Origin of the sequence: Microbacterium sp. zg-Y818 (assembly GCF_030246905.1) — a bacterium.
In the GTDB taxonomy this organism is placed as follows: Bacteria; Actinomycetota; Actinomycetes; order Actinomycetales; family Microbacteriaceae; genus Microbacterium.
Genome location: NZ_CP126741.1, coordinates 1,107,858 through 1,128,729 on the forward strand (window position 1 = coordinate 1,107,858; position 20,872 = coordinate 1,128,729).

Sequence of the window (20,872 nt, forward strand, 5' to 3'; positions counted from 1 at the left end):
GACGCCCGCGGCATTCCCGCGAGGCGGCACTGACAGCCTCTCCCCGCCCCTCGCGCGGGATGTCATAGTGGCGCGGTTTACAATCGATGGTTGTCCAACACACAGAAGGAGATCGGATGCCGGCCCGTCAGAGCGCGATGCATGCGCTGTTCCGCCGCAAGCCGATCACCCCGCAGAACGAGGACGACTCCGGCACCGGGCTCGTCCGACGCCTGGGCACCTTCCAGCTGGCCATGCTCGGTGTCGGCGCCACGATCGGCACGGGCGTCTTCTTCGTCATGCACGAGTCGGTGCCGCTGGCCGGCCCCGCCGTGCTGCTCTCGTTCGTCATCGCCGCGATCGCCGCTGGCCTGTCGGCCGTCTGCTACGCCGAGATGGCCTCCGCCGTGCCGATTTCGGGATCGACGTACTCCTATGCCTATGTGACCCTCGGCGAGATCGTCGCGATGGGGGTCGCCGCCTGCCTCATGCTCGAGTACGGCGTCTCGGCCGCGGCGGTGTCGTCGGGCTGGAGCGGGTACCTGGACCACCTGCTGGCCGCGGTGTTCGGCTGGCACCTGCCGCCCGAACTCATGGCGGGACCGCTCGAGGGCGGCATCGTGAACCTGCCGGCCGTCGTGCTCGTGGCCATGTGCGCGGTCCTGCTCGTGCGGGGCACGCGCGAATCCGCCGTCGTCAACACGATCATGGTCGTCATCAAGGTGGCGGTGCTGCTGATGTTCGCCGCGATCGCCATCACCGCCTTCCGCGTGGACAACTTCGCCGAGTTCGCCCCGCACGGGGCGGCGGGGGTGACTGCGGCGGCCGGCACCATCTTCTTCACCTTCATCGGGCTGGATGCCGTGTCGACGGCGGGCGACGAGGTCCGCGACCCGCAGCGCTCGCTGCCGCGTGCGATCCTCATCGCGCTCGCCGTGGTCGTCTCGGTCTATCTGCTCGTCGCGGTGGCCGCCGTCGGCGCACAGACGTGGGGCGACTTCAGCGATCCCGCCCAGCAGAGCGCCGGGCTGGCGGTCATCCTCGCCGACGTGCTGGGCGCATCGTGGCCGGCGACGCTGCTGGCGGCCGGCGCCGTCGTGTCGATCTTCTCCGTCACGCTGGTGATCCTCTTCGGCCAGACCCGCATCCTCTACACGATCGGCCGCGACGGGCTCATCCCGAAGGCGTTCGCGCGGGTGGACCCGCGCACGCGCACCCCCGTCTTCTCCACGGTCGTGGTGTCGGCGGCAGTGGCGGTGCTCGCGGGTCTCGTGCCGCTCACGAGCCTGTGGGACCTGGTCTCGATGGGGACTCTGGTCGCCTTCATCGTGGTCTCGGTCGGCGTCATGGTGCTGCGTCGCACCCGGCCCGACCTGCCGCGAGCGTTCCGGGTGCCCGGATACCCCGTCACGCCGGTGCTCTCGATCCTCGCGTGCCTGTACCTCATCGCCGGCCTCGGATGGTCGACGTACATCTGGTTCGCCGCGTGGGTCGCGGTCGTGCTGGCGTTCTACCTGCTGTGGAGCAGACATCACAGCGTGTTGGCCGTGCCCGCTGCCGATGCCGCCGCGACGCCGGAATCGCAGGACGTTCCGGCCCCATGAGGGGCGTGGCGCGCTAGCGTGGAGAGCTCGCTTCCCACAAGGAGTTCCCCATGGCACGCACCCTGATCATCGGCGGACACGGCAAGGTCGCCCTGCAGCTCGAGCCGATCCTCGCCGAGCGCGGCGACACCGTGACCGCGGTCATCCGCAATCCCGACCACGAAGCCGACGTCGCCGCCACCGGCGCGCAGGCGGTTGTGACCGACGTGACGTCGCTCGACCGCGACCAGCTCACCAACCTCGTCTCCGGCAACGACGTCGTGGTGTGGGCGGCGGGTGCGGGCGGCGGCTCGCCCGAGCGCACCTACGCCGTCGACCGCGATGCCGCGATCCGTGCGATCGACGCCGCCGCGGCGGCCGGAGTGCCCCGCTTCGTGATGGTCTCGTGGATCGGCTCACGCGCCGACCACGGTGTCTCTCCCGACGACGCCTTCTTCGCCTACGCCGACGCGAAGTGGGCCGCCGACGAGCACTTGCAGGCCAGCGGTCTGGACTGGACGATCGTCGCCCCAGGCACCCTCACGCAGGACCCGCCCACCGGCCGCATCTCCCTCGATCCCGAAGGCGACGGCGCGGTGTCGCGCGCCGACGTCGCCGCGGTCATCGCGGCATCCCTCCTCGAACCGGCCACCGTCGGGCGCACCGTGCGCTTCGGCAACGGCGACGTGCCGATAGCCGACGCGCTGCGGGGACTGTGACCGACCGCGCCGCGGCGCTGCGCTCGCTGGCCGGCGAGCTCGAGCGCCGTCGACGGGAGGTCGATCTGCGCATCGCGCGGTTCGACCAGGACGACGCGTCGCTGCGCCGCGACCGCGCGGACGGCACCGCCGACGATGAGCATGACCCGGAAGGCTCGACGCTCAGCGGGGAGTGGACGCAGGTGCAGGCGCTGCGCCGGGCCGCGCTGGCGGAGCGGGCCGAGCTCGAGGCCGCGCGCGAGCGCGTGGCGCAGGGCACGTACGGCGTATGCGTGACGTGCGGGGCGGAGATCCCGGTGGCGCGGCTGCAAGCCCGGCCGGCCGCAGACCGCTGCGTGGTCTGCGCGGCAGCCGCGCAGGGCTGACGGGGCCCGGGAACCTCGCGGTTCGACGCCGTTCTCTGGTATCCTGAAGTGTCATTCGTGTGGCCGCCGTATCGGTGGCTGCACGTGGCATCGCATCACACAATCCGCTTCGCCTCTTACCGAGGTTCCGTTCGCCCTGGCGTGCGCGGCCCTGTTCGAGGCCCGATACCCCAACCCAACAAGGACAACCCACTACATGACTACCGCAACGACCGCCCCGGCCACCAAGCAGGTCGCGATCAACGACATCGGATCTGCCGAGGACTTCCTGGCCGCGGTCGAGAAGACTCTGAAGTTCTTCAACGACGGCGACCTCATCGAAGGCACCGTGGTGAAGATCGACCGCGACGAGGTGCTCCTCGACGTCGGGTACAAGACCGAGGGCGTCATCCCCTCGCGCGAGCTCTCCATCAAGCACGACGTCGACCCCAACGAGGTCGTCAAGGTCGGCGACGAGGTTGAAGCCCTGGTTCTCCAGAAGGAGGACAAGGAAGGCCGCCTCATCCTGTCCAAGAAGCGTGCGCAGTACGAGCGCGCCTGGGGCGATGTGGAGAAGATCAAGGACACCGACGGTGTCGTCACCGGTCAGGTGATCGAGGTCGTCAAGGGCGGTCTCATCGTCGACATCGGGCTGCGCGGCTTCCTGCCGGCCTCGCTGATCGAGCTGCGTCGTGTCCGTGACCTGACGCCGTACCTGGGTCAGGAGATCGAGGCGAAGATCCTCGAGCTCGACAAGAACCGCAACAACGTCGTGCTGTCGCGCCGCGCCCTGCTCGAGCAGACGCAGTCCGAGTCGCGCACCACGTTCCTCAACAACCTGCACAAGGGCCAGGTCCGCAAGGGCACGGTCTCGTCGATCGTCAACTTCGGTGCGTTCGTCGACCTGGGCGGCGTGGACGGCCTCGTGCACGTCTCCGAGCTCTCGTGGAAGCACATCGAGCACGCCTCCGAGGTCGTCGAGGTCGGCCAGGAAGTCACCGTCGAGATCCTCGAGGTGGACCTGGACCGCGAGCGCGTCTCGCTGTCGCTCAAGGCGACGCAGGAGGACCCGTGGCAGGTCTTCGCCCGTACCCACGCGATCGGTCAGGTCGCTCCGGGCAAGGTCACCAAGCTGGTCCCCTTCGGTGCGTTCGTCCGCGTCGCCGACGGCATCGAGGGCCTCGTGCACATCTCGGAGCTGTCCGGCAAGCACGTCGAGCTGGCCGAGCAGGTCGTGTCGGTCGGTGAAGAGGTCTTCGTGAAGATCATCGACATCGACCTCGAGCGTCGTCGCATCTCGCTGTCGCTCAAGCAGGCCAACGAGTCGGTCGACCCCAACGGCACCGAGTTCGACCCCGCCCTCTACGGCATGGTCACGGAGTACGACGAGAACGGGGAGTACAAGTACCCCGAGGGCTTCGACGCTGAGACCAACCAGTGGAAGGAAGGCTTCGACGAGCAGCGTCTGGCCTGGGAGGCCGAGTACGCCGCCGCTCAGGGTCGCTGGGAGGCTCACAAGGCCGCCGTCGCCAAGGCCCTCGAGGCCGAGGCTGCCGCCGGTGTCGACGCGGGTGCGGGAACGTACTCGTCCGACAGCGGTTCTGCCGGCACGCTGGCCGACGACGAGGCTCTCGCCGCCCTGCGGGAGAAGCTCTCGGGTCGTTGATCCATCACGAAGGGCCGTCACTGTTCTCAGTGGCGGCCCTTCGTCGTTCCACGGCGCCACCAGGTCGGTGTCTGGCATGCTCGTGACATGCCGCTCATCGCACTCACCGGGGGAATCGCCTCGGGCAAGTCAACGATCGCCCGACGCCTGGCCGACCATGGAGCGATCGTGGTGGATGCCGATCGCATCGTCCGCGACGTCCAGGCGCCCGGCTCGCCGGTGCTCGAGGCCATCGCCGAGGCGTTCGGCTCCGACGTGCTGGCATCCGACGGCTCGCTCAACCGTGCGCGACTGGCATCCCGTGTCTTCGGAGACGACGATGCGGTTTCGCGGCTGAATGCCATCGTGCATCCCGCCGTGCGGGCGGAATCCGTCCGCCGATTCGGCGAGGCGGCTGCGGCGGACCCCGGCGCGGTCGTGGTCTACGACGTCCCCCTGCTGGTCGAGGCGCGTGTCGACGACCCGTGGGACCTGATCGTCGTCGCGCACGCTCCGGCTGAGATGCGCGCTCGACGTCTCGTGGAGCTGCGGGGCATGTCCGAGGCGGATGCACGCGCGCGGATCGCCTCACAGGTGGGCGACGACCGCCGCCTGGCGATCGCGGATGTTGTCATCGATACCACGGGCACCCTCGCCGAAACGCTGGCGCAGGCTGACGACCTGTGGGCGCGGGTGGGGCGCGCCGAGGGTGACGGCGCCGACGGCCGTTCCGGCACTGGCGCTCACTCGCGATAACGTCGTCATATGCCCTCTCTCGCCTCCGACCGCCAGAGAGAGCAGCCCGAGGCGTCCAGCCGGGGTGCAAGGGGTTGGCCGCGTGCGGCCGACCACACCCTCGCTCGCACGGCCGCCCTGAACCAGCTGCTCCTGGCCGCGGTGGTCTCGGTGCTCGCTTTCCTCAAGTTCGGCACCGGCTTCACCGGCGACACGGCGCTGTTCTTCTCGGGAGTGCTGCTGGTGGTCGCGCTCACCGCCGTGGCCATCGTGGTGCCGTGGGCGCGCGTGCCGCTCTGGTGGACGGCACTCATCCCGCTGGGTGACATCATCGGGATCGGATTGATGCGCCTGGCGGATGCCACCGCGGGTACGGCCCTGCTCTGGACCTTTCCGGTGCTCTGGCTGGCATCGTCGTTCGCCCTGGCCGGGTTCGTCGGCGGCGTGGGCCTCAGCGTCGTGCTGTACGCGGTCACGCTGACGCTGGTACCGCAGGAGTCGTTCAATTTCGGGACGCTGCTGCTGCCGGTCGTCCTCACCGCGATCGGCGCGACGTCCTACAGCAGCGCACGTCGGGCTGCCGCCCAGCGACGGCTGCTGCGTCGGCAGGCGGAGATCCTCGCGCAGGCCCTCGAACGCTCGCGGCACCAGGAGCAGATGCTGTCCGAGGTGTTCGACACGGTCGATTTCGAGGTGGTCCGCATCGAGCGTGGCGTGCTCACGACGGTCACCAGCGACGCACATGCGCACCTGAACCAGCTCATGCCCGATCGCGACGGTGTCGGGCCCGTCGTCTACCAGGCCGACGGCACCACGCCCCTGCCGCCGGAGGAGCAGCCCCTGGCGCGCGCGCTGCGGGGCGAGGAGTTCTCCGATCTGCGGGTGTGGTTCGAGCCGGTGCCCGGCGAGAGGCGTGCCCTGAGCATCACCGTGCGCCGACTGCCTGGCGCGGCGGGCAACGACGATGCCGGGGCGGTCATGGTCTCCCGCGACGTCACCGCCGAGATGCGGGCGTTGCAGGCCCGCGACATGCTCGTGTCGTCGGTCTCGCACGAGCTGCGCACCCCGCTCACCTCGATCATCGGCCACATCGAGCTCGCCATGGACGAACCCGGCCTCCCGGCGGCCGCGGCATCGAGCCTGGAGATCGCCGACCGCAACGCCGACCGGCTGCTGACACTGGTCGGAGACGTGCTTAAGGCCTCCAGCACCTCGGATGGCGCGGCGCTTCCGATGCACCCGCGCGACGTCGACGTGCTCGAGATCGTGAAGGCCTCGGCTCAGTCCTTCGTCACAGGCGAGAGCAGTCGCAACGTCACGATCGACCTGTCTCGTGCGCTGCCGGCGCGCGGCTTCGTGGATCCGCTGCGGCTGCGCCAGGTCGTCGACAACCTGGTGTCCAACGCGATCAAGTACAACCGCGAGGGTGGCCGGGTGTCGGTGGTGACCGCCACCCGCGGACGCAAGACGCTGATCCTCGTCGAGGACACCGGGGTCGGACTCGATGAGGACGATCTGGCGAACATCTTCCAGAGGTATTACCGCGGGGCGGCCGTGCGTCGCACGGATGTGGAAGGAAGCGGATTGGGTCTCTCGATCAGCCGCGACATCGTCCGTCGTCTGGGCGGTGACATCTACGTCAACAGCACGCTCGGCGTCGGGTCGACCTTCACCGTCTCGGTTCCGTCCGTGCGGCCCGGGGCGGATGTCGAGGCATCCGTCAACCGCTCGGATGCCCAGGAAGCAGGAGTCAAGTGATGGAGCAGGACTCCCTCGCCGCCGTCACCGCGCTCGTCGTCGTGGTCAGCGCCGTGCTGTACATCGTCGAGACCTTTCTCCGTCGCGACGACCAGGCGGGCCGGCTCTGGGCACTGGGCTTTCTCAGCGGCTTGGTCACGACGCTGTTCTACCTGGTCTGGGCGACACAGCCCGAATCCTGGTGGGCGGTCGCCGGCGGCAACGCCATGTTCGTCGCGTCGACCGGACTGCTGTGGCTGGGATGCCGCCGTTACAACGAGAAATCGATGACGGTGCCGGCGGTCGTCGTCGCGGCGGCTGCCGTCGCCGCGGCCGTAGCCGCGCTGCTCGAAGGCCCCGACGGGGGCGACTGGGCCGGGGCGCTGTGGATGTTCGTGCCGCTCTGCGTGTTCGCCGCCCTCGCAGCCCTCGCGACCCGTCAACACGCGCTCCGGCACGCCCCCACCGCCGCGGCGCTGACCTGCGCGTTCGCGGGGGAGGCGGCGTTCTACGCGGGTCGCACGGCAGCGTTCGTGACAGCGGGCCCGGAGAGCGAGCTGTTCCGGACATGGTTCGGAACGGAGGCGGCATCGGTCCTCACCGTCGTCCTCACCATCACCACGGTCGTCGGGACATCGGTGCTGCGCGCCGCACGCACCGGCTTGCGCGGCCAGGCCACGCGTGAGGGCGCGCGCGCCACGTCCGGCATCCGCTCCCGTAGAGAGTTCGACGCCGACCTCGCGCAGGCGGTGCAGGACGCGCGGCGTCACGGCGAGCAGATCGCCGTCTTCGTGGTGCGGCTGGAGGAGTTGGACTACATCGCCACCGCATTCGGCATCGAACTGGCCGATGAGCTGATCGCCGAGGGGCGGGCGGCGGTGCTGCGCAGCACGCCGGCCCTCGCCGTGGTCGGCGAGCAGGACGACGACCTGCTCGCGATCATGACCACGGTGCGCTCGTCGGCAGAAGCGCGGCGGCTGGGCATGGCGATGTACCGCGAGCTGTTCGACGCCTTCAACGCCGCAAGCGGGGGAGTGCTGCCGTCGCTGGGTGTCGGCATCGCCGTGGGGTCGGCCAGGGGGCAGGATGCCCCCACGCTCCTCGCCGACGCACGTGCGGCGGCGGAGCGGGCGGCCTCGAGTGTGGCATCCGCCGTGCTCGTCGCCGAGCCGAGCGCTTAGCTCTGCCCGTGGTCCCGACGCCGGTCGGGCACCATCTCCAGCCGCGCGCGCAGCTCGCGCGGACGGAAGGGCTTGCCGAGGTACTCGTCGGCGCCGGCCAGCCGGCCGCGCTCGGCGTCGGCGTCCTCGACGAACGCCGAGATCATGATCACGTATGTGTTGCTGACTTCGCGGATGCGACGGGCCGCCTCGAAGCCGTCGATGCCCGGGACGTTCGCGTCAAGCGTCGTCAGCATCGGATTGTGGCGGGCGACCAGTTCCACGGCGTCCAGACCGTTCGCGGTCTCGAACACCTCGTAGCCGGCACCGGTGAGCACCGTTGTGATGAGCGCGCGGATGTCCTCTTCGTCCTCCAGGACCACGGCCGTTCGCTGCACTGTGTCGCCTCGCTCTCGCCGCCATAGTACGCGAACGGACCGGTGCGCCGCTGACGCCCGCAGTCGGGGCCCGCGCCGCCGGCCTGCCCGCTCTGCCGGCGGCGAACGCCCGGCCCGTTGTCGGAAGGGCGGCCTACGCTGGAAGGATGCAGACCACCCGTGCCGTCCGGCCCTTCGAGGTCGTCAGCGAATACACGCCCAGCGGCGACCAGCCCCAGGCCATCGAGCAGCTCGCCGCCCGTATCAATGCCGGCGAGACCGACGTCGTGCTGCTCGGCGCCACGGGCACCGGCAAGTCGGCGACGACCGCGTGGCTCATCGAGCAGGTGCAGCGGCCGACGCTGGTGCTCGCCCACAACAAGACCCTCGCCGCCCAGCTGGCCAACGAGTTCCGCGAACTCATGCCGAACAACGCGGTGGAGTACTTCGTCAGCTACTACGACTACTACCAGCCCGAGGCCTACGTCCCGCAGACGGACACCTTCATAGAGAAGGATTCGTCCATCAACGCCGAGGTCGAGCGGCTGCGGCACTCGACGACCAACTCGCTGCTGAGCCGGCGCGACGTCGTGGTGGTCTCGACGGTCTCGTGCATCTACGGCCTCGGCTCGCCCGAGGAGTACCTGCGCGCCATGGTGGCTCTGCAGGTGGGGGAGCGGTACGACCGCGATGCCCTCATCCGCAAGCTGATCGCGATGCAGTACAACCGCAACGACGTCGACTTCTCGCGCGGCAACTTCCGCGTCCGCGGCGACACGATCGAGATCATCCCCGTTTACGAGGAGTTCGCGATCCGCATCGAGATGTTCGGTGACGAGATCGAGGCGCTGTACATGCTGCACCCGCTCACCGGTGACGTCATCAACCGCATGGACAGCGTGCCGATCTTCCCGGCCTCCCACTACGTCGCCGGCACCGACACCGTGCAGCGGGCCATCGGCACCATCGAGCACGAGCTCGCCGAGCGCCTCAAGGAACTCGAAGGTCAGGGCAAGCTGCTCGAGGCGCAACGACTGCGCATGCGCACGACGTTCGACATCGAGATGCTGCAGCAGCTCGGCTTCTGCTCCGGCATCGAGAACTACTCCCGTCACCTCGACGGGCGCATGCCGGGGGAGCCGCCGCACACGCTGCTGGACTTCTTCCCCGACGACTTCCTCATGGTCATCGACGAGTCGCACGTCACGGTGCCGCAGATCGGTGCGATGTATGAGGGCGATGCCTCCCGCAAGCGCACGCTCGTCGACCACGGCTTCCGGCTGCCCAGCGCCCTGGACAACCGGCCGCTGCGCTTCGATGAGTTCAAGCAGCGTGTCGGCCAGACCGTCTACCTCTCGGCGACGCCCGGGCGGTACGAGATGGGCATCGCCGACGGTGTGGTCGAGCAGATCATCCGTCCGACCGGGCTCGTCGACCCGCAGATCGTCGTCAAGCCGTCGAAGGGGCAGATCGACGATCTCCTCGAGCAGATCCGGGTGCGGGTGGGCCGCGACGAGCGCGTGCTGGTGACGACCCTGACGAAGAAGATGTCCGAGGAGCTCACCGACTTCCTCGGCGAGCACGGCGTGCGCGTGCGCTACCTCCACTCCGACGTCGACACCCTCCGGCGCGTCGAGCTGCTCAGCGAGCTGCGCGCGGGCGTCTACGACGTGCTCGTCGGCATCAACCTGCTGCGCGAGGGCCTCGACCTCCCCGAGGTGTCGCTGGTGGCGATCCTGGATGCCGACAAGGAGGGCTTCCTGCGCTCGGGCACCTCTCTCATCCAGACGATCGGCCGCGCCGCCCGCAACGTTTCGGGCGAGGTGCACATGTACGCAGACAACATGACCGACTCGATGCGCAAGGCCATCGACGAGACCGAGCGCCGCCGCGAGAAGCAGATCGCGTACAACGTCGCCCACGGCGTCGACCCGCAGCCGCTGCGCAAGCGCATCGCCGACATCACCGACGCGCTCAACCGCGAGGCTTCGGACACGCAGGAGCTGCTGTCGAAGAAGCGCTCCGGCCCGCTCAAGAGCGGCAAGGGCAAGAGCCCCACGCCGCAGCTGCGTCGTGTGGGCATCGCGGCCGAGGGCGCCACCCAGCTGGAGTCGACGATCGAGGACCTGTCGAACCAGATGCTCGCCGCCGCCGGCGAGCTGAAGTTCGAGCTCGCCGCGCGGCTGCGCGACGAGGTGCAGGACCTCAAGAAGGAACTGCGCGCCATGGAGCGCGCCGGCCACGCCTGATCGGAGCGACCATGCAGCAGCGGCTCTCCCTCGTCACCCTGGGAGTGGCGGACCTGGAGCGGTCGATCGCGTTCTACCGCGCGCTCGGCTGGGAACCGCACCCCCGCTCGGTTCCCGGCGACATCGCCTTCTTCCAGGCCGGGGGCATGGTCGTGGCACTGTGGTAACGGGCCGCCCTGGCGGCGGATTCCGGCATGGCGGACCACGGCGGCTGGGGCGGAGTGACCTTCGCCCACAATGTGGAGTCGCGTGCCGACGTCGACGCTGTCCTGAGCACAGCCCAGCAGGCCGGCGCCCGCGTTGCGCGACCGGCGGCTGAGACCGAGTGGGGCGGCTATTCCGGAGTGTTCGTGGATCCCGACGGGCATCCGTGGGAGGTGGCAGTCAATCCGGGCTGGCCACTCGAAGCCGACGGGTCCGTGCGCCTGCGCTGAGTCAGGGGCAGGTCATGAGGGGTTTCGGCCCCGAGCGGTCGAACGTGTGCTGCGACATCGGCTTGCCGCACAGCGGGCACGCCCGTTCGGTGCGCGTGGGCTCGGGCTCGGCGTCGTACGGCCCCACCGACGCGGGGCCGGCGACCTTGATCAGCCGCGAATTGAGGTAGGCGTACCAGCCGCCGGCTTCGCGGACGCGTTCGCGAAGGGGAGGGCGGTCCGGGTCGCTGCGCGTCATGATCATTAGTGTACTAACGAATGGCTAGACTCGGGGGCGTGGACGGTGCCGACGACCTGCTGAAGCTCGAGAACCAGGTCTGTTTCGCCATCGTCACCGCCGCCCGCAACGTCGTCGCGATCTATCGCCCGGTGCTGGAGCCCCTCGGGTTGACGCACCCGCAGTACCTCGTGATGCTCGCGCTCTGGGAGAGCACCCCGCGGTCGCTGCGGAACCTCGCCGACGAGCTGGCGATGGAGCCGGCCACCCTGTCGCCGCTGGTCAAGCGGCTCGAAGCGCAGGGCCGGGTCACCCGCACCCGTCGACACGACGACGAGCGCGTGCTCGACATCGGCCTCACCGAGGCGGGAGCCGCCTTGCGCCAGGAGGCCCGTCGTGTGCCGGAGCAGATCATGCAGCGCGTGGGGGTGGATGCCGCGGCGCTCGCGGCCCTGCGGGACGGGCTCGCCCCGTTCGTGGGAACGGGGCGAGCCTGACCGTCAGCGCAGGGGCGCCTGCCAGCGGTCCCAGACGCGGTGCTCGGGCATGAGGTCGAGCACGCCGGCCACGACCTGCTCGGCCGTTCCCGCGACGACGCCCGGGGCGTCGACGGGGATGCGCGCGTCGCGCAGCAGCGCGCTCGCGGCATCCGTCACGCCGATCGCCTTGCCGTGGCGGAAGGCCTCGTCGAAGAGCCGCGCGGTACGCGGGTCGGGCGACCCGGACAGCGCGATGAGCGCGTCGAACTCGATGCTCGCGGCGGTGTGGGCCGTGCGCTGCACAGGCACCGCGCCGAGCATGCCGCCGCGCGGGGCCACCACCAGCGGCACGGCGCCCGTGGCGTGGATCGCCGCCCGGGCGCGGCCGAGCTCGCCCTGCTCGGTGTGCTCATCCGCGATGATGCCCACGGTGCGGCCCTCGATCGGCCACCGCCGGCCGATCAACGACAGCGCCGGGCTCGGCGGCGCGTCGGTCACCGCAACGGTGGCCTCGGGGGCGGGCAGTCCCAGCGCGTCGGCGACCGAGGCGCAGAGGCCGGCGTCGATGTTGGCGAGGGCCTGCAGCTGACGTTCCTTGATGGCCTGCTCGTAGCACTTGCCCAGTTCGAACGCGTAGGCCTCGGCGACATGCTGCTGCTCGATCGGCGTGAGCGAGCGGTAGAACAGCCGTGCCTGCGAGTAGTGGTCGTCGAAGCTCGCCGGCTGGGCGCGCTCCTTCGCCGACTCGGCGACCCGAACCGGCAAGTCGGTGAACGCCGACTCGTCCGCCCCGGCGTGGAAAGGGCAGCCGCCGTCGAGCGAGTTCGGCTGGTACGGGGCGACGCCACGGTGCACGGCCGTCTGGTGCATGCCGTCGCGCAGCATGTCGTTGACGTCGGCGTGGGGGCGGTTGATCGGCAGCTGGGCGAAGTTCGGCCCGCCCAGCCGGCTGATCTGCGTGTCGAGGTAGGAGAAGAGCCGGCCCTGCAGCAGCGGGTCGTTCGTCACGTCGATGCCCGGCACGAGATGGCCCGGGTGGAAGGCGACCTGCTCCGTCTCGGCGAAGAAGTTCGTCGGATTGGCATCCAGCGTCAGGGTGCCCACCACCTGCAGCGGCGCGAGTTCCTCGGGAATGAACTTCGTGGGATCGAGCAGGTCGATGCCTTGGAAGGTCTCGTCCTCGGTGTCGGGCATGACCTGCAGGGCCAGGTCCCACTGCGGGAAGGCGCCGGCCTCGATCGCGTCGGCGAGGTCGCGGCGGTGGAAGTCGGGGTCCTTGCCCGCCGCCAGCTGCGCCTCCTCCCACGTGAGGGCGTGCGTGCCGAGCTTGGGACGCCAATGGAACTTCACCAGCGACGTGGCGCCCTCCGCGTTCACCATGCGGAAGGTGTGCACCCCGAAGCCTTCCATCATCCGATAGGAGCGGGGGATGCCGCGGTCGGACATGTTCCACATGGCGTGGGCCTGCGCCTCGGTGTGCAGGGAGACGAAGTCCCAGAACGTGTCATGGGCGGACTGCGCCTGCGGGATCTCGCGGTCGGGGTGGGGCTTTCCGGCGTGGATGACGTCGGGGAACTTGATGGCGTCCTGGATGAAGAACACGGGGATGTTGTTCGCGACGAGGTCGTAGACGCCCTCCTCGGTGTAGAACTTCGTGGAGAACCCTCTCGTGTCGCGCACGGTGTCCGCCGAGCCGCGCGAGCCGAGCACGGTCGAGAACCGGGTGAACACCCGGGTGGTCGCGCCCTTCTGCAGGAACTGGGCGTGGGTGACCGACGAGGCGGCGCCGTTGGCGCGGAAGGTGCCGTGGGCGGCGGCGCCGCGGGCGTGCACGACCCGCTCGGGGATGCGCTCGTGGTCGAAGTGGGTGATCTTCTCCCGCAGGTGGTGGTCCTGCAGGAGCACCGGCCCCCGCGCCCCCGCCTTGAGGGAGTGGTCGGTGTCGCGCACACGGGCGCCTTGGGCCGTGGTGAGCCCGTTGCCCTGCTGTGCGGTGCTGCTCGGGGGGAGCCCCGTCTCGGCACCCGTGGGGGTCACCGTCTTCGGAGCCGCCTGGTCGGGCTTGGGAGGCAGCGGCTCGGTCGGCTCGGTGGGCTCGGCCGGAGCCGGCGCGGGGGCGCCGGGGATCACGATGTCGTCGCGGGTGGGCTTGCGGTCCTTGTGCAATGGATCCTCCATCGTCGCGGGGGGTGGACTGCACGGCACGCTACGTGGCGGCGCGACCGCTTTCCGCTGGTTGACGCCTGGCGGACGGTGCCCTAACGCGCGCGCCTCGCAGGGTTTTCCGAGCCGGTGTCCGAGGCCCCGCCTAGACTTGATCAGTGCCCATCGTCTCTGTCCCTGCGCCCGGAAACTCCCGCGGAACGCTCAGCGTCCGCGGTGCCCGCGTACACAATCTGAAGAACGTCGACCTCGACATTCCGCGCGACGCGCTCGTCGTGTTCACCGGTCTCTCGGGCTCAGGAAAGTCGAGTCTGGCGTTCGACACCATCTTCGCCGAGGGGCAGCGGCGCTACGTCGAGTCGCTGAGTTCGTATGCCCGCCAGTTCCTCGGGCAGGTCGACCGGCCCGACGTGGACTTCATCGAAGGCCTGAGCCCGGCCGTCTCGATCGATCAGAAGTCGACCAACCGCAACCCGCGCTCGACGGTGGGCACGATCACCGAGATCCACGACTACATGCGACTGCTCTGGGCGCGCATCGGGGTGCCGCACTGCCCGGAGTGCGGCGAGCGCATCCAGCGTCAGACGGTGCAGCAGATCGCCGACCAGCTCATGGAGCTGCCCGACGGCACGCGGTACCAGGTGGTGGCTCCCGTCGTCTCGCAGAAGAAGGGCGAGTTCGCGGACCTCTTCAAGGAGCTCAGCGCGAAGGGTTACGCGCGCGCTGTCGTGGACGGCGACCTCGTGCAGCTCGCGGAGGCCCCCAAGCTCAAGAAGAGCTACAAGCACGACATCGCCGTCGTGGTCGACCGCCTGGTGGCCGGGCCCGACATCCTGAGCCGCGTCACCGACTCGGTCGAGACCGCGCTGGGGCTCGCCGGCGGCATCATGCAGGTCAACTTCGTCGATGAAGAGGGCGACGACGCCTGGCAGTCGTTCTCCGAGAAGCTCGCCTGCCCGAACGGCCACGCGATCCAGCTCACCGAGATCGAGCCCCGCACCTTCTCGTTCAACGCGCCCTTCGGTGCCTGCCCCGCCTGCTCGGGACTCGGCACGAAGATGTCGGTCGACGTCGACCTGATGATCGCCGACGAGGATCTCTCCATCAGCGAGGGCGTGATCATCCCCTGGACGACCCAGGGCAAGGGTCTGTACCAGTACTACGAGCGGCTGCTCGAAGGCCTGGCGCGGGACCTCAAGTTCTCGCTCGACACGCCATGGCGAAAACTCCCGCAGGACATCAAGGATGCGGTGCTGCGCGGCGAGAACTACAAGGTCACTGTCAAGTGGAAGAACCGCTACGGGCGCGAGATGCGCTACGCGTCGGGCTTCGAGGGGGTCGTGCCGTACATCGAACGGCAGTACGCCCAGGCCGAATCAGACAGTCAGCGTCAGCGCTGGTCGGAATACCTGCGAGAGGTGCCCTGCCAGGTCTGCAACGGCGACCGGCTGAAGCCCGAGGTGCTCGCCGTCCTCGTGCACGGCCACTCGATCGCCGACGCCTCCCGGCTGAGCCTGGCCGAGGCGCAGGAGTACTTCGCGCAGCTCGAGCTCACCGACCGTGAGGCACAGATCGCCGCGGCAGTGCTGCGCGAGATCCGCGCGCGCCTGGACTTCCTCGTGCAGGTGGGACTCAACTACCTCACGCTCAGCCGCGCCGCCGGGTCGCTCTCGGGCGGAGAGGCCCAGCGCATCCGACTGGCGACGCAGATCGGCTCCGGCCTGACCGGTGTGCTCTACGTGCTCGACGAGCCGTCCATCGGGCTGCACCAGCGCGACAACCGGCGGCTCATCGAGACCCTGCTGAAGTTGAAGGCCCTCGGCAACACGCTCATCGTCGTGGAGCACGACGAGGAGACCATCCACGCCGCCGACTGGGTCGTCGACATCGGCCCCCGCGCCGGCGTCGACGGCGGCCATGTCGTGCACTCCGGGCCGCTGGCATCGCTGCTGGAGGACCGCAACTCCCTCACCGGGGAGTACCTGTCGGGACGCCGCTCCATCCCCACCCCGGCCAAGCGGCGCCCCATCGACAAGAAGCGCATGCTGACGGTGGTCGGCGCGCGCGAGAACAACCTCAAGAACGTCACGGCGGAATTCCCCCTCGGCGTGCTCACCGCGGTCACCGGCGTGAGCGGCTCGGGCAAGTCAACGCTCGTCAACGGCATCCTCTACGAAGTGCTCGCCACCAGGCTCAACGGCGCACGCCGTCTCGCGGGCAAGCACACGCGCGTGACCGGGCTCGACAACCTCGACAAGGTGGTGCACGTCGACCAGGCGCCGATCGGCCGTACGCCGCGCTCGAACCCCGCCACATACACCGGTGTGTTCGACCGTATCCGCACCCTGTTCAGCGAGACGCCCGAGGCGAAGGTGCGCGGCTATCAGCCCGGTCGCTTCAGCTTCAACGTCAAGGGCGGGCGTTGCGAGGCGTGCTCGGGTGACGGCACGATCAAGATCGAGATGAACTTCCTTCCCGACGTCTACGTCGACTGCGAGGTCTGTCACGGCAAGCGGTACAACCGCGACACCCTGGCGGTGCACTACAAGGGCAAGAACATCGCCGAGGTGCTGGAGATGCCCATCTCCGAGGCGGCCGAGTTCTTCGAGCCGATCCAGGCGATCCACCGCTACCTCAAGACACTCGTCGACGTCGGCCTCGGATACGTGCGTCTCGGGCAGTCGGCCACCACGCTCTCGGGCGGCGAGGCGCAGCGCGTGAAGCTGGCCACCGAGCTGCAGCGGCGCTCCAACGGGCGCAGCATCTACGTGCTCGACGAGCCGACCACCGGCCTGCACTTCGAGGACGTGGCGCGCCTGCTCGAGGTTCTGGGCGGCCTTGTGGACAAGGGCAACACCGTCATCGTCATCGAGCACAACCTCGACGTGATCAAGTCGGCGGACTGGGTCATCGACCTGGGGCCTGAGGGCGGCTCCGGCGGCGGACAGATCGTCGCCACCGGCACGCCCGAGAAGGTGGCCCGCACCGCGGGCAGCCACACCGGCGCGTTCCTGGCCGAAGTGCTCGGCGACGCGCAGGCGGTCCGCAAGGCGGGCTGAGCGGATGCCGCGCTCAGCTCCCACGCTCCCGTACAAGCCGAAACCGGGCGAGATCCCGACCAACCCGGGGGTGTACCGCTTCCGCGACGCCGACGGCCGCGTGCTCTACGTCGGCAAGGCGAAGAACCTGCGCGCCCGGCTGTCGAACTACTTCGCTCCGCTGCACACCCTGCACGAGCGCACACGGCGCATGGTCACCACCGCGGCATCCGTGGAGTGGACCGTGGTCGCGAGCGACGTGGACTCCCTGCAGCTGGAGTACATGTGGATCAAGGAGTTCGATCCGCCCTTCAACGTGCGTTACCGGGACGACAAGTCCTATCCGTTCATGGCGGTCACGCTCGCCGATGAGGCACCGCGGGTGGTCGTGACGCGCAATCGCCGCATTCCGGGCGCCAAGTATTTCGGCCCGTACCCGAAGGTGTGGGCGGTGCACGACACGATCGATCTCATGATCCGGGTCTTCCCGATCCGCACCTGCTCGGACTCGTCCTACAAGAAGGCGATGGCCAGCGGCCGACCGTGCTTTCCTGGGCAGATCGGACGTTGCGGCGGACCCTGCTCGATGAAGGTGTCGATCGAAGAGCACCGCGCCATGGTCGACGATTTCGTCGCCTTCATGTCCGGCGGCGACCAGCGCTTCGCGCGCGAACTCACCGCCCGCATGAAGGAAGCGGCGGCGGCGATGGACTACGAGAGCGCGGCGGTGTACCGCGACAAGCTGCAGGCGATCGACGCGGTGCTGAACAAGAGCGCTCTCGTGCTGTCGGACGACACCGACGCCGATCTCTTCGGTATCGCCGAGGACGAGCTCGCAGCCACGGTGCAGCACTTCGTGGTGCGCGGCGGGCGCGTGCGGGGTGTGCGGGCCAGCACCATCGAGAAGGAGATCGACATCTCGGGGGCGGACCTGGTGGACCAGGTGCTGCAGCGCAGCTACGGCGATGCCGCGGCGGCGGACATCCCGCGTCAGGTGCTCGTGCCCGCTCTCCCCGAAGAAGCGGCGGACCTCGAGGAGTGGCTGAGCGCGCGGCGCGGCAAGCGGGTGTCGATCCGGGTCGCCCAGCGGGGCCGCAAAGCGGAGCTCATGAAGACCGCGAACCTCAACGCCCAACAGGCCCTCATGCTGCACAAGACGCGGCGCACGAGCGACTACGTCGCTCGCACCCAGGCTCTGACCGACCTGCAGGAGGCGCTGGATCTGACCGAAGCGCCGCTGCGCATCGAGTGCTACGACGTCTCGCATCTGGGGGGCACCAACGTCGTGGCATCCATGGTGGTCTTCGAGGACGGCCTGCCCCGCAAGGACCAGTACCGAACCTTCGGCGTGCCCGAGACGACCGACGACACCGACTCGATCCATCAGGTGCTCACCCGCAGGCTGGCGTATCTGAACCGCCCCGAGGAAGCGGACGAGCCCGAGCCGCAGCCCACCGACGACGGCGAGGTGGTCGCCCCGGCGCGCAAGAAGCCGCGGTTCGCCTACCGCCCGCAGCTGCTGGTCGTCGACGGCGGCAAGCCGCAGGTTGAGGCGGCGGCGCGCGCGCTGGCCGACGCCGGCCACGAGGAGATCGCGCTGTGCGGAATCGCCAAGAGGCTCGAAGAGGTGTGGCTGCCGGGGGAGGAGTACCCGGTGATCCTGCCGCGCACCTCCGAGGCGCTCTACCTGCTGCAGCGGCTGCGCGACGAAGCCCACCGCTTCGCCATCACGCATCAGCGCAAGCGTCGTCGTCGCGACATCAACAGCGTGCTCAGCGAGGTTCCCGGGCTCGGTGCCACCCGCATCAAAGCGCTGCTGCGCCACTTCGGCTCGGTGGCCGCCCTGACCGAGGCCACTCCCGAACAGATCGCGGAGCTGCCCGGCATCGGACCGAAGCTCGCCGCCACGGTCCACGAGCACCTCGCGCGCCGGTAGGGTGAAGGGAAAGACGGGGGCGCTTGATGACGGCACAGGACGCGGGTGAGGTCCTCATCGTCACGGGCATGTCCGGCGCCGGCCGCACCACCGCCGCCAACGCCCTCGAAGACCTCGGCTGGTACGTCGTCGACAACCTTCCCCCGCAGATGCTGCGTCCGCTGCTGGACCTGAGCGAACTGGCGGGCGGCTCGCTGCCGAAGGTGGCCGCGGTGGTCGATGTGCGCGGCCGTGACCTGTTCGCCGAGCTTCCCCGCATCACCCAGGCGCTGCGCCACGGTCGGCACCTGCGCGTGCTCTTCCTGGACGCGTCCGACGACGTGCTGGTGCGGCGATTCGAATCGGTGCGCCGGCCGCATCCGCTGCAGGGCGAGGGGACGCTCCTCGACGGCATCCACCGGGAGCGGGCGCGACTGGCGCGGGTGCGCGAGAGCGCCGACCTCATCGTCGACACCTCGAACAACAACATCCACCAGCTCGCCACCCGCATCGTCGACCTCTTCGCCGCCGAAGGGTCAGCCCGGCACACGCTCACAGTCATGAGCTTCGGCTTCAAGTACGGGCTGCCGTCGGATGCCGATCTCGTGGCGGACATGCGCTTTCTGCCCAACCCGTTCTGGGTCGAGGATCTGAAGTCGCTCACCGGCAAGGACGATGCCGTGCGCGACTACGTCTTCGACCAGGAGGGGGCGGAGGAGTTCCTCGACGCGTACGTCGCGGCGCTGCAGCCGGTGCTGGCCGGCTATCAGCGCGAGAACAAGCCCCATTCCACCGTCGCCGTGGGATGCACCGGCGGCAAGCACCGATCGGTGGCCACGGCAGAAGAACTCGCGCGACGACTGGCGGCGCTGCCCGGCGTAGCCGTGCGCGTGAAGCATCGGGACCTGGGTCGGGAGTAAACTGGACGATCGTCCCCCTGCGCCTCTCGGAAGGAATCCCGTGCCCCTGACCGCCGACGTGAAGGCCGAGTTGGCCGCCATTCGCGACCCGCGACCCACCGCGCGCGTCGCCGAACTGACAGCCCTGCTGCGGTTCTCCGGCGGACTGCACTCGATCGCCGGCCGCGTCGCCGTCGAGGCCGAACTCGAGTCCGACGGCCTGGCTCGTCGGGTTGCCCGTGACCTCATGGAGATCTACGGCGTGCGGCCGGAACTCGCCCACGTGCAGGCGTCGGGCGGCCGTGTCGGCGGCCACTTCGCCGTGCGTGTCATCGACGGCGGCGAGACCCTGGCGCGTCAGACCGGGCTGCTCGATCAGCGACGCCGCCCGGTACGGGGACTGCCGAACAAGCTCACCACCGGCGCGCGCCCCGATCTGGCGGCCGTCTGGCGTGGAGCGTTCCTCGCGGCCGGCACGCTCAGCGACCCCGGGCGCTCGGCGGCGCTGGAGATCTCGTGCCCCTCGGGCGAGGCGGCCATGGCGCTCGTCGGCGCCGCCCATCGCCTTGGGATCACGGCCAAGGCGCGCGAAGTGCGCGGGGTGCCCCGCGTCGTCGTCCGCGACGGCGAGGCCATCCGTGCCGCGCTGGCCGAGATGGGCGCGGTCCGTACTGCGGCGGAGTGGGAGCAGCTGCGCCAGCGCCGCGAGGTGCGTGCGGGAGTCAACCGCCTGGTCAACTTCGACGACGCCAACCTGCGCCGGTCCGCTCAGGCGGCCGTGGCCGCGTGCGCGCGCGTGGAGCGGGCGATGGAGATCCTCGGTGACGAGGTTCCGCCACACCTGAAGCAGGCCGGCGAGCTTCGCCTGGCCCACCGCGACGCGAGCCTGGACGAGCTCGGCCATCACGCCGACCCGCCGCTGACGAAGGATGCCGTCGCCGGCCGCATCCGCCGCCTGCTGGCGATGGCCGACAAGAAGGCCGAAGCCGAGGGCATTCCCGACACCGAATCGGCCGTCCCGGCCGGCGACGACGACTGACGACGCCGCACCGCGCGCGCCGCACCGCGCGCGCCGCGCCGCACGCGGCGCACCGCACCGTGAGACGACATCTGACGGCCGAGACATCGGGTATTTCCCATGGTCTCGGCCGTCAGATGTCGTTTCAGCGATCGGGGGCGCGACGCGCCCGGGAGGCAGG

At 69.6% G+C, this 20,872-nt stretch carries 18 protein-coding genes; 15 read left to right on the forward strand and 3 right to left on the reverse strand.

Annotation, left to right across the window (positions count from 1 at the left end):
• Positions 1–116: 116 nt before the first annotated feature.
• The 7 genes from QNO21_RS05030 to QNO21_RS05060 all read left to right on the forward strand — a co-directional run bounded on the left by QNO21_RS05030 (position 117) and on the right by QNO21_RS05060 (position 7,923).
• Positions 117–1,583, forward strand: a complete 1,467-nt coding sequence (locus tag QNO21_RS05030) for an APC family permease (protein WP_257518757.1) — start codon at positions 117–119, stop codon at positions 1,581–1,583.
• 50 nt (positions 1,584–1,633) lie between these two features.
• The gene (locus QNO21_RS05035) at positions 1,634–2,281 is read left to right on the forward strand and encodes an SDR family oxidoreductase (protein ID WP_257518758.1); all 648 of its coding nucleotides are present in this window, start codon (positions 1,634–1,636) and stop codon (positions 2,279–2,281) included.
• The gene (locus QNO21_RS05040) at positions 2,278–2,646 is read left to right on the forward strand and encodes a TraR/DksA family transcriptional regulator (RefSeq protein ID WP_257518759.1); all 369 of its coding nucleotides are present in this window, start codon (positions 2,278–2,280) and stop codon (positions 2,644–2,646) included. The genes QNO21_RS05035 and QNO21_RS05040 overlap by 4 nt, the downstream gene beginning before the upstream one ends.
• 196 nt (positions 2,647–2,842) lie before the next feature.
• On the forward strand, positions 2,843–4,291 hold the full coding sequence (gene rpsA / locus QNO21_RS05045) for a 30S ribosomal protein S1 (protein ID WP_257517408.1): 1,449 nt from the start codon (positions 2,843–2,845) through the stop codon (positions 4,289–4,291).
• Positions 4,292–4,378: 87 nt separating this feature from the next.
• Positions 4,379–5,026 (forward strand): dephospho-CoA kinase, encoded by a 648-nt coding sequence (gene coaE, locus QNO21_RS05050; protein WP_257518760.1) that lies wholly within the window; start codon positions 4,379–4,381, stop codon positions 5,024–5,026.
• Positions 5,027–5,035: 9 nt separating this feature from the next.
• Positions 5,036–6,763, forward strand: coding sequence for a sensor histidine kinase (locus QNO21_RS05055; protein ID WP_257518761.1), 1,728 nt, complete (start codon positions 5,036–5,038; stop codon positions 6,761–6,763).
• Positions 6,763–7,923 (forward strand): diguanylate cyclase domain-containing protein, encoded by a 1,161-nt coding sequence (locus QNO21_RS05060; RefSeq protein WP_257518762.1) that lies wholly within the window; start codon positions 6,763–6,765, stop codon positions 7,921–7,923. The genes QNO21_RS05055 and QNO21_RS05060 overlap by 1 nt, the downstream gene beginning before the upstream one ends.
• Here the strand turns inward: QNO21_RS05060 and QNO21_RS05065 are convergent.
• Positions 7,920–8,285, reverse strand: a complete 366-nt coding sequence (locus QNO21_RS05065) for a response regulator transcription factor (RefSeq protein WP_257518763.1) — start codon at positions 8,283–8,285, stop codon at positions 7,920–7,922. The two genes, QNO21_RS05060 and QNO21_RS05065, sit on opposite strands and share 4 nt — an antisense overlap.
• A gap of 161 nt (positions 8,286–8,446) precedes the next feature.
• Here QNO21_RS05065 and uvrB point away from each other — a divergent pair, with 161 nt between their 5' ends.
• Genes uvrB through QNO21_RS05080 form a run of 3 tightly spaced genes read left to right on the forward strand, consistent with a single transcriptional unit; the run spans position 8,447 to position 10,962 of the window.
• Positions 8,447–10,528: an excinuclease ABC subunit UvrB gene (gene uvrB / locus QNO21_RS05070; RefSeq protein WP_257518764.1), complete on the forward strand. Its 2,082-nt coding sequence runs from the start codon at positions 8,447–8,449 to the stop codon at positions 10,526–10,528.
• A gap of 11 nt (positions 10,529–10,539) precedes the next feature.
• On the forward strand, positions 10,540–10,695 hold the full coding sequence (locus tag QNO21_RS05075) for a VOC family protein (RefSeq protein WP_257518765.1): 156 nt from the start codon (positions 10,540–10,542) through the stop codon (positions 10,693–10,695).
• A 27-nt stretch (positions 10,696–10,722) separates the two neighbouring features.
• Positions 10,723–10,962 carry a VOC family protein gene (locus QNO21_RS05080; RefSeq protein ID WP_257518766.1) on the forward strand — a complete coding sequence of 80 codons (240 nt, stop codon included), beginning with the start codon at positions 10,723–10,725 and terminating at the stop codon, positions 10,960–10,962.
• A gap of 1 nt (position 10,963) precedes the next feature.
• Here the strand turns inward: QNO21_RS05080 and QNO21_RS05085 are convergent, their stop codons facing one another.
• Positions 10,964–11,206, reverse strand: coding sequence for a hypothetical protein (locus tag QNO21_RS05085; protein ID WP_257493721.1), 243 nt, complete (start codon positions 11,204–11,206; stop codon positions 10,964–10,966).
• Between the two features lie 32 nt (positions 11,207–11,238).
• Here QNO21_RS05085 and QNO21_RS05090 point away from each other — a divergent pair, with 32 nt between their 5' ends.
• Complete coding sequence (locus QNO21_RS05090) at positions 11,239–11,676, forward strand: MarR family winged helix-turn-helix transcriptional regulator (RefSeq protein ID WP_257518767.1); 438 nt, start codon at positions 11,239–11,241, stop codon at positions 11,674–11,676.
• Between the two features lie 3 nt (positions 11,677–11,679).
• Here QNO21_RS05090 and QNO21_RS05095 read toward each other — a convergent pair whose 3' ends face one another.
• Positions 11,680–13,836: a catalase gene (locus QNO21_RS05095; protein ID WP_257518768.1), complete on the reverse strand. Its 2,157-nt coding sequence runs from the start codon at positions 13,834–13,836 to the stop codon at positions 11,680–11,682.
• Between the two features lie 143 nt (positions 13,837–13,979).
• Between QNO21_RS05095 and uvrA the strand changes: the two genes are divergently transcribed.
• The 4 genes from uvrA to whiA are packed head-to-tail and all read left to right on the forward strand — an operon-like array spanning position 13,980 to position 20,712.
• Positions 13,980–16,880, forward strand: coding sequence for an excinuclease ABC subunit UvrA (gene uvrA, locus QNO21_RS05100; RefSeq protein ID WP_257518769.1), 2,901 nt, complete (start codon positions 13,980–13,982; stop codon positions 16,878–16,880).
• A 4-nt stretch (positions 16,881–16,884) separates the two neighbouring features.
• Positions 16,885–18,795 carry an excinuclease ABC subunit UvrC gene (gene uvrC / locus QNO21_RS05105; RefSeq protein WP_257518770.1) on the forward strand — a complete coding sequence of 637 codons (1,911 nt, stop codon included), beginning with the start codon at positions 16,885–16,887 and terminating at the stop codon, positions 18,793–18,795.
• 26 nt (positions 18,796–18,821) lie between these two features.
• Positions 18,822–19,694, forward strand: coding sequence for an RNase adapter RapZ (rapZ, locus tag QNO21_RS05110; protein ID WP_257516223.1), 873 nt, complete (start codon positions 18,822–18,824; stop codon positions 19,692–19,694).
• Between the two features lie 40 nt (positions 19,695–19,734).
• Complete coding sequence (whiA, locus tag QNO21_RS05115; protein WP_257518771.1) at positions 19,735–20,712, forward strand: DNA-binding protein WhiA; 978 nt, start codon at positions 19,735–19,737, stop codon at positions 20,710–20,712.
• Positions 20,713–20,872: the final 160 nt, after the last annotated feature.

Excerpts from the sequence above, each read along its gene's own strand:
- QNO21_RS05060 (WP_257518762.1), top strand. The coding sequence starts at position 6,763 with ATGGAGCAGGACTCCCTCGCCGCCGTCACCGCGCTCGTCGTCGTGGTC.
- QNO21_RS05055 (WP_257518761.1), top strand. The coding sequence starts at position 5,036 with ATGCCCTCTCTCGCCTCCGACCGCCAGAGAGAGCAGCCCGAGGCGTCC.
- QNO21_RS05035 (WP_257518758.1), top strand. The coding sequence starts at position 1,634 with ATGGCACGCACCCTGATCATCGGCGGACACGGCAAGGTCGCCCTGCAG.
- uvrC (WP_257518770.1), top strand. The coding sequence starts at position 16,885 with ATGCCGCGCTCAGCTCCCACGCTCCCGTACAAGCCGAAACCGGGCGAG.
- QNO21_RS05075 (WP_257518765.1), top strand. The coding sequence starts at position 10,540 with ATGCAGCAGCGGCTCTCCCTCGTCACCCTGGGAGTGGCGGACCTGGAG.
- QNO21_RS05085 (WP_257493721.1), bottom strand. The coding sequence starts at position 11,206 with ATGATCATGACGCGCAGCGACCCGGACCGCCCTCCCCTTCGCGAACGC.
- QNO21_RS05095 (WP_257518768.1), bottom strand. The coding sequence starts at position 13,836 with ATGGAGGATCCATTGCACAAGGACCGCAAGCCCACCCGCGACGACATC.
- QNO21_RS05030 (WP_257518757.1), top strand. The coding sequence starts at position 117 with ATGCCGGCCCGTCAGAGCGCGATGCATGCGCTGTTCCGCCGCAAGCCG.
- rapZ (WP_257516223.1), top strand. The coding sequence starts at position 18,822 with ATGACGGCACAGGACGCGGGTGAGGTCCTCATCGTCACGGGCATGTCC.
- QNO21_RS05080 (WP_257518766.1), top strand. The coding sequence starts at position 10,723 with ATGGCGGACCACGGCGGCTGGGGCGGAGTGACCTTCGCCCACAATGTG.
- rpsA (WP_257517408.1), top strand. The coding sequence starts at position 2,843 with ATGACTACCGCAACGACCGCCCCGGCCACCAAGCAGGTCGCGATCAAC.
- coaE (WP_257518760.1), top strand. The coding sequence starts at position 4,379 with ATGCCGCTCATCGCACTCACCGGGGGAATCGCCTCGGGCAAGTCAACG.
- uvrB (WP_257518764.1), top strand. The coding sequence starts at position 8,447 with ATGCAGACCACCCGTGCCGTCCGGCCCTTCGAGGTCGTCAGCGAATAC.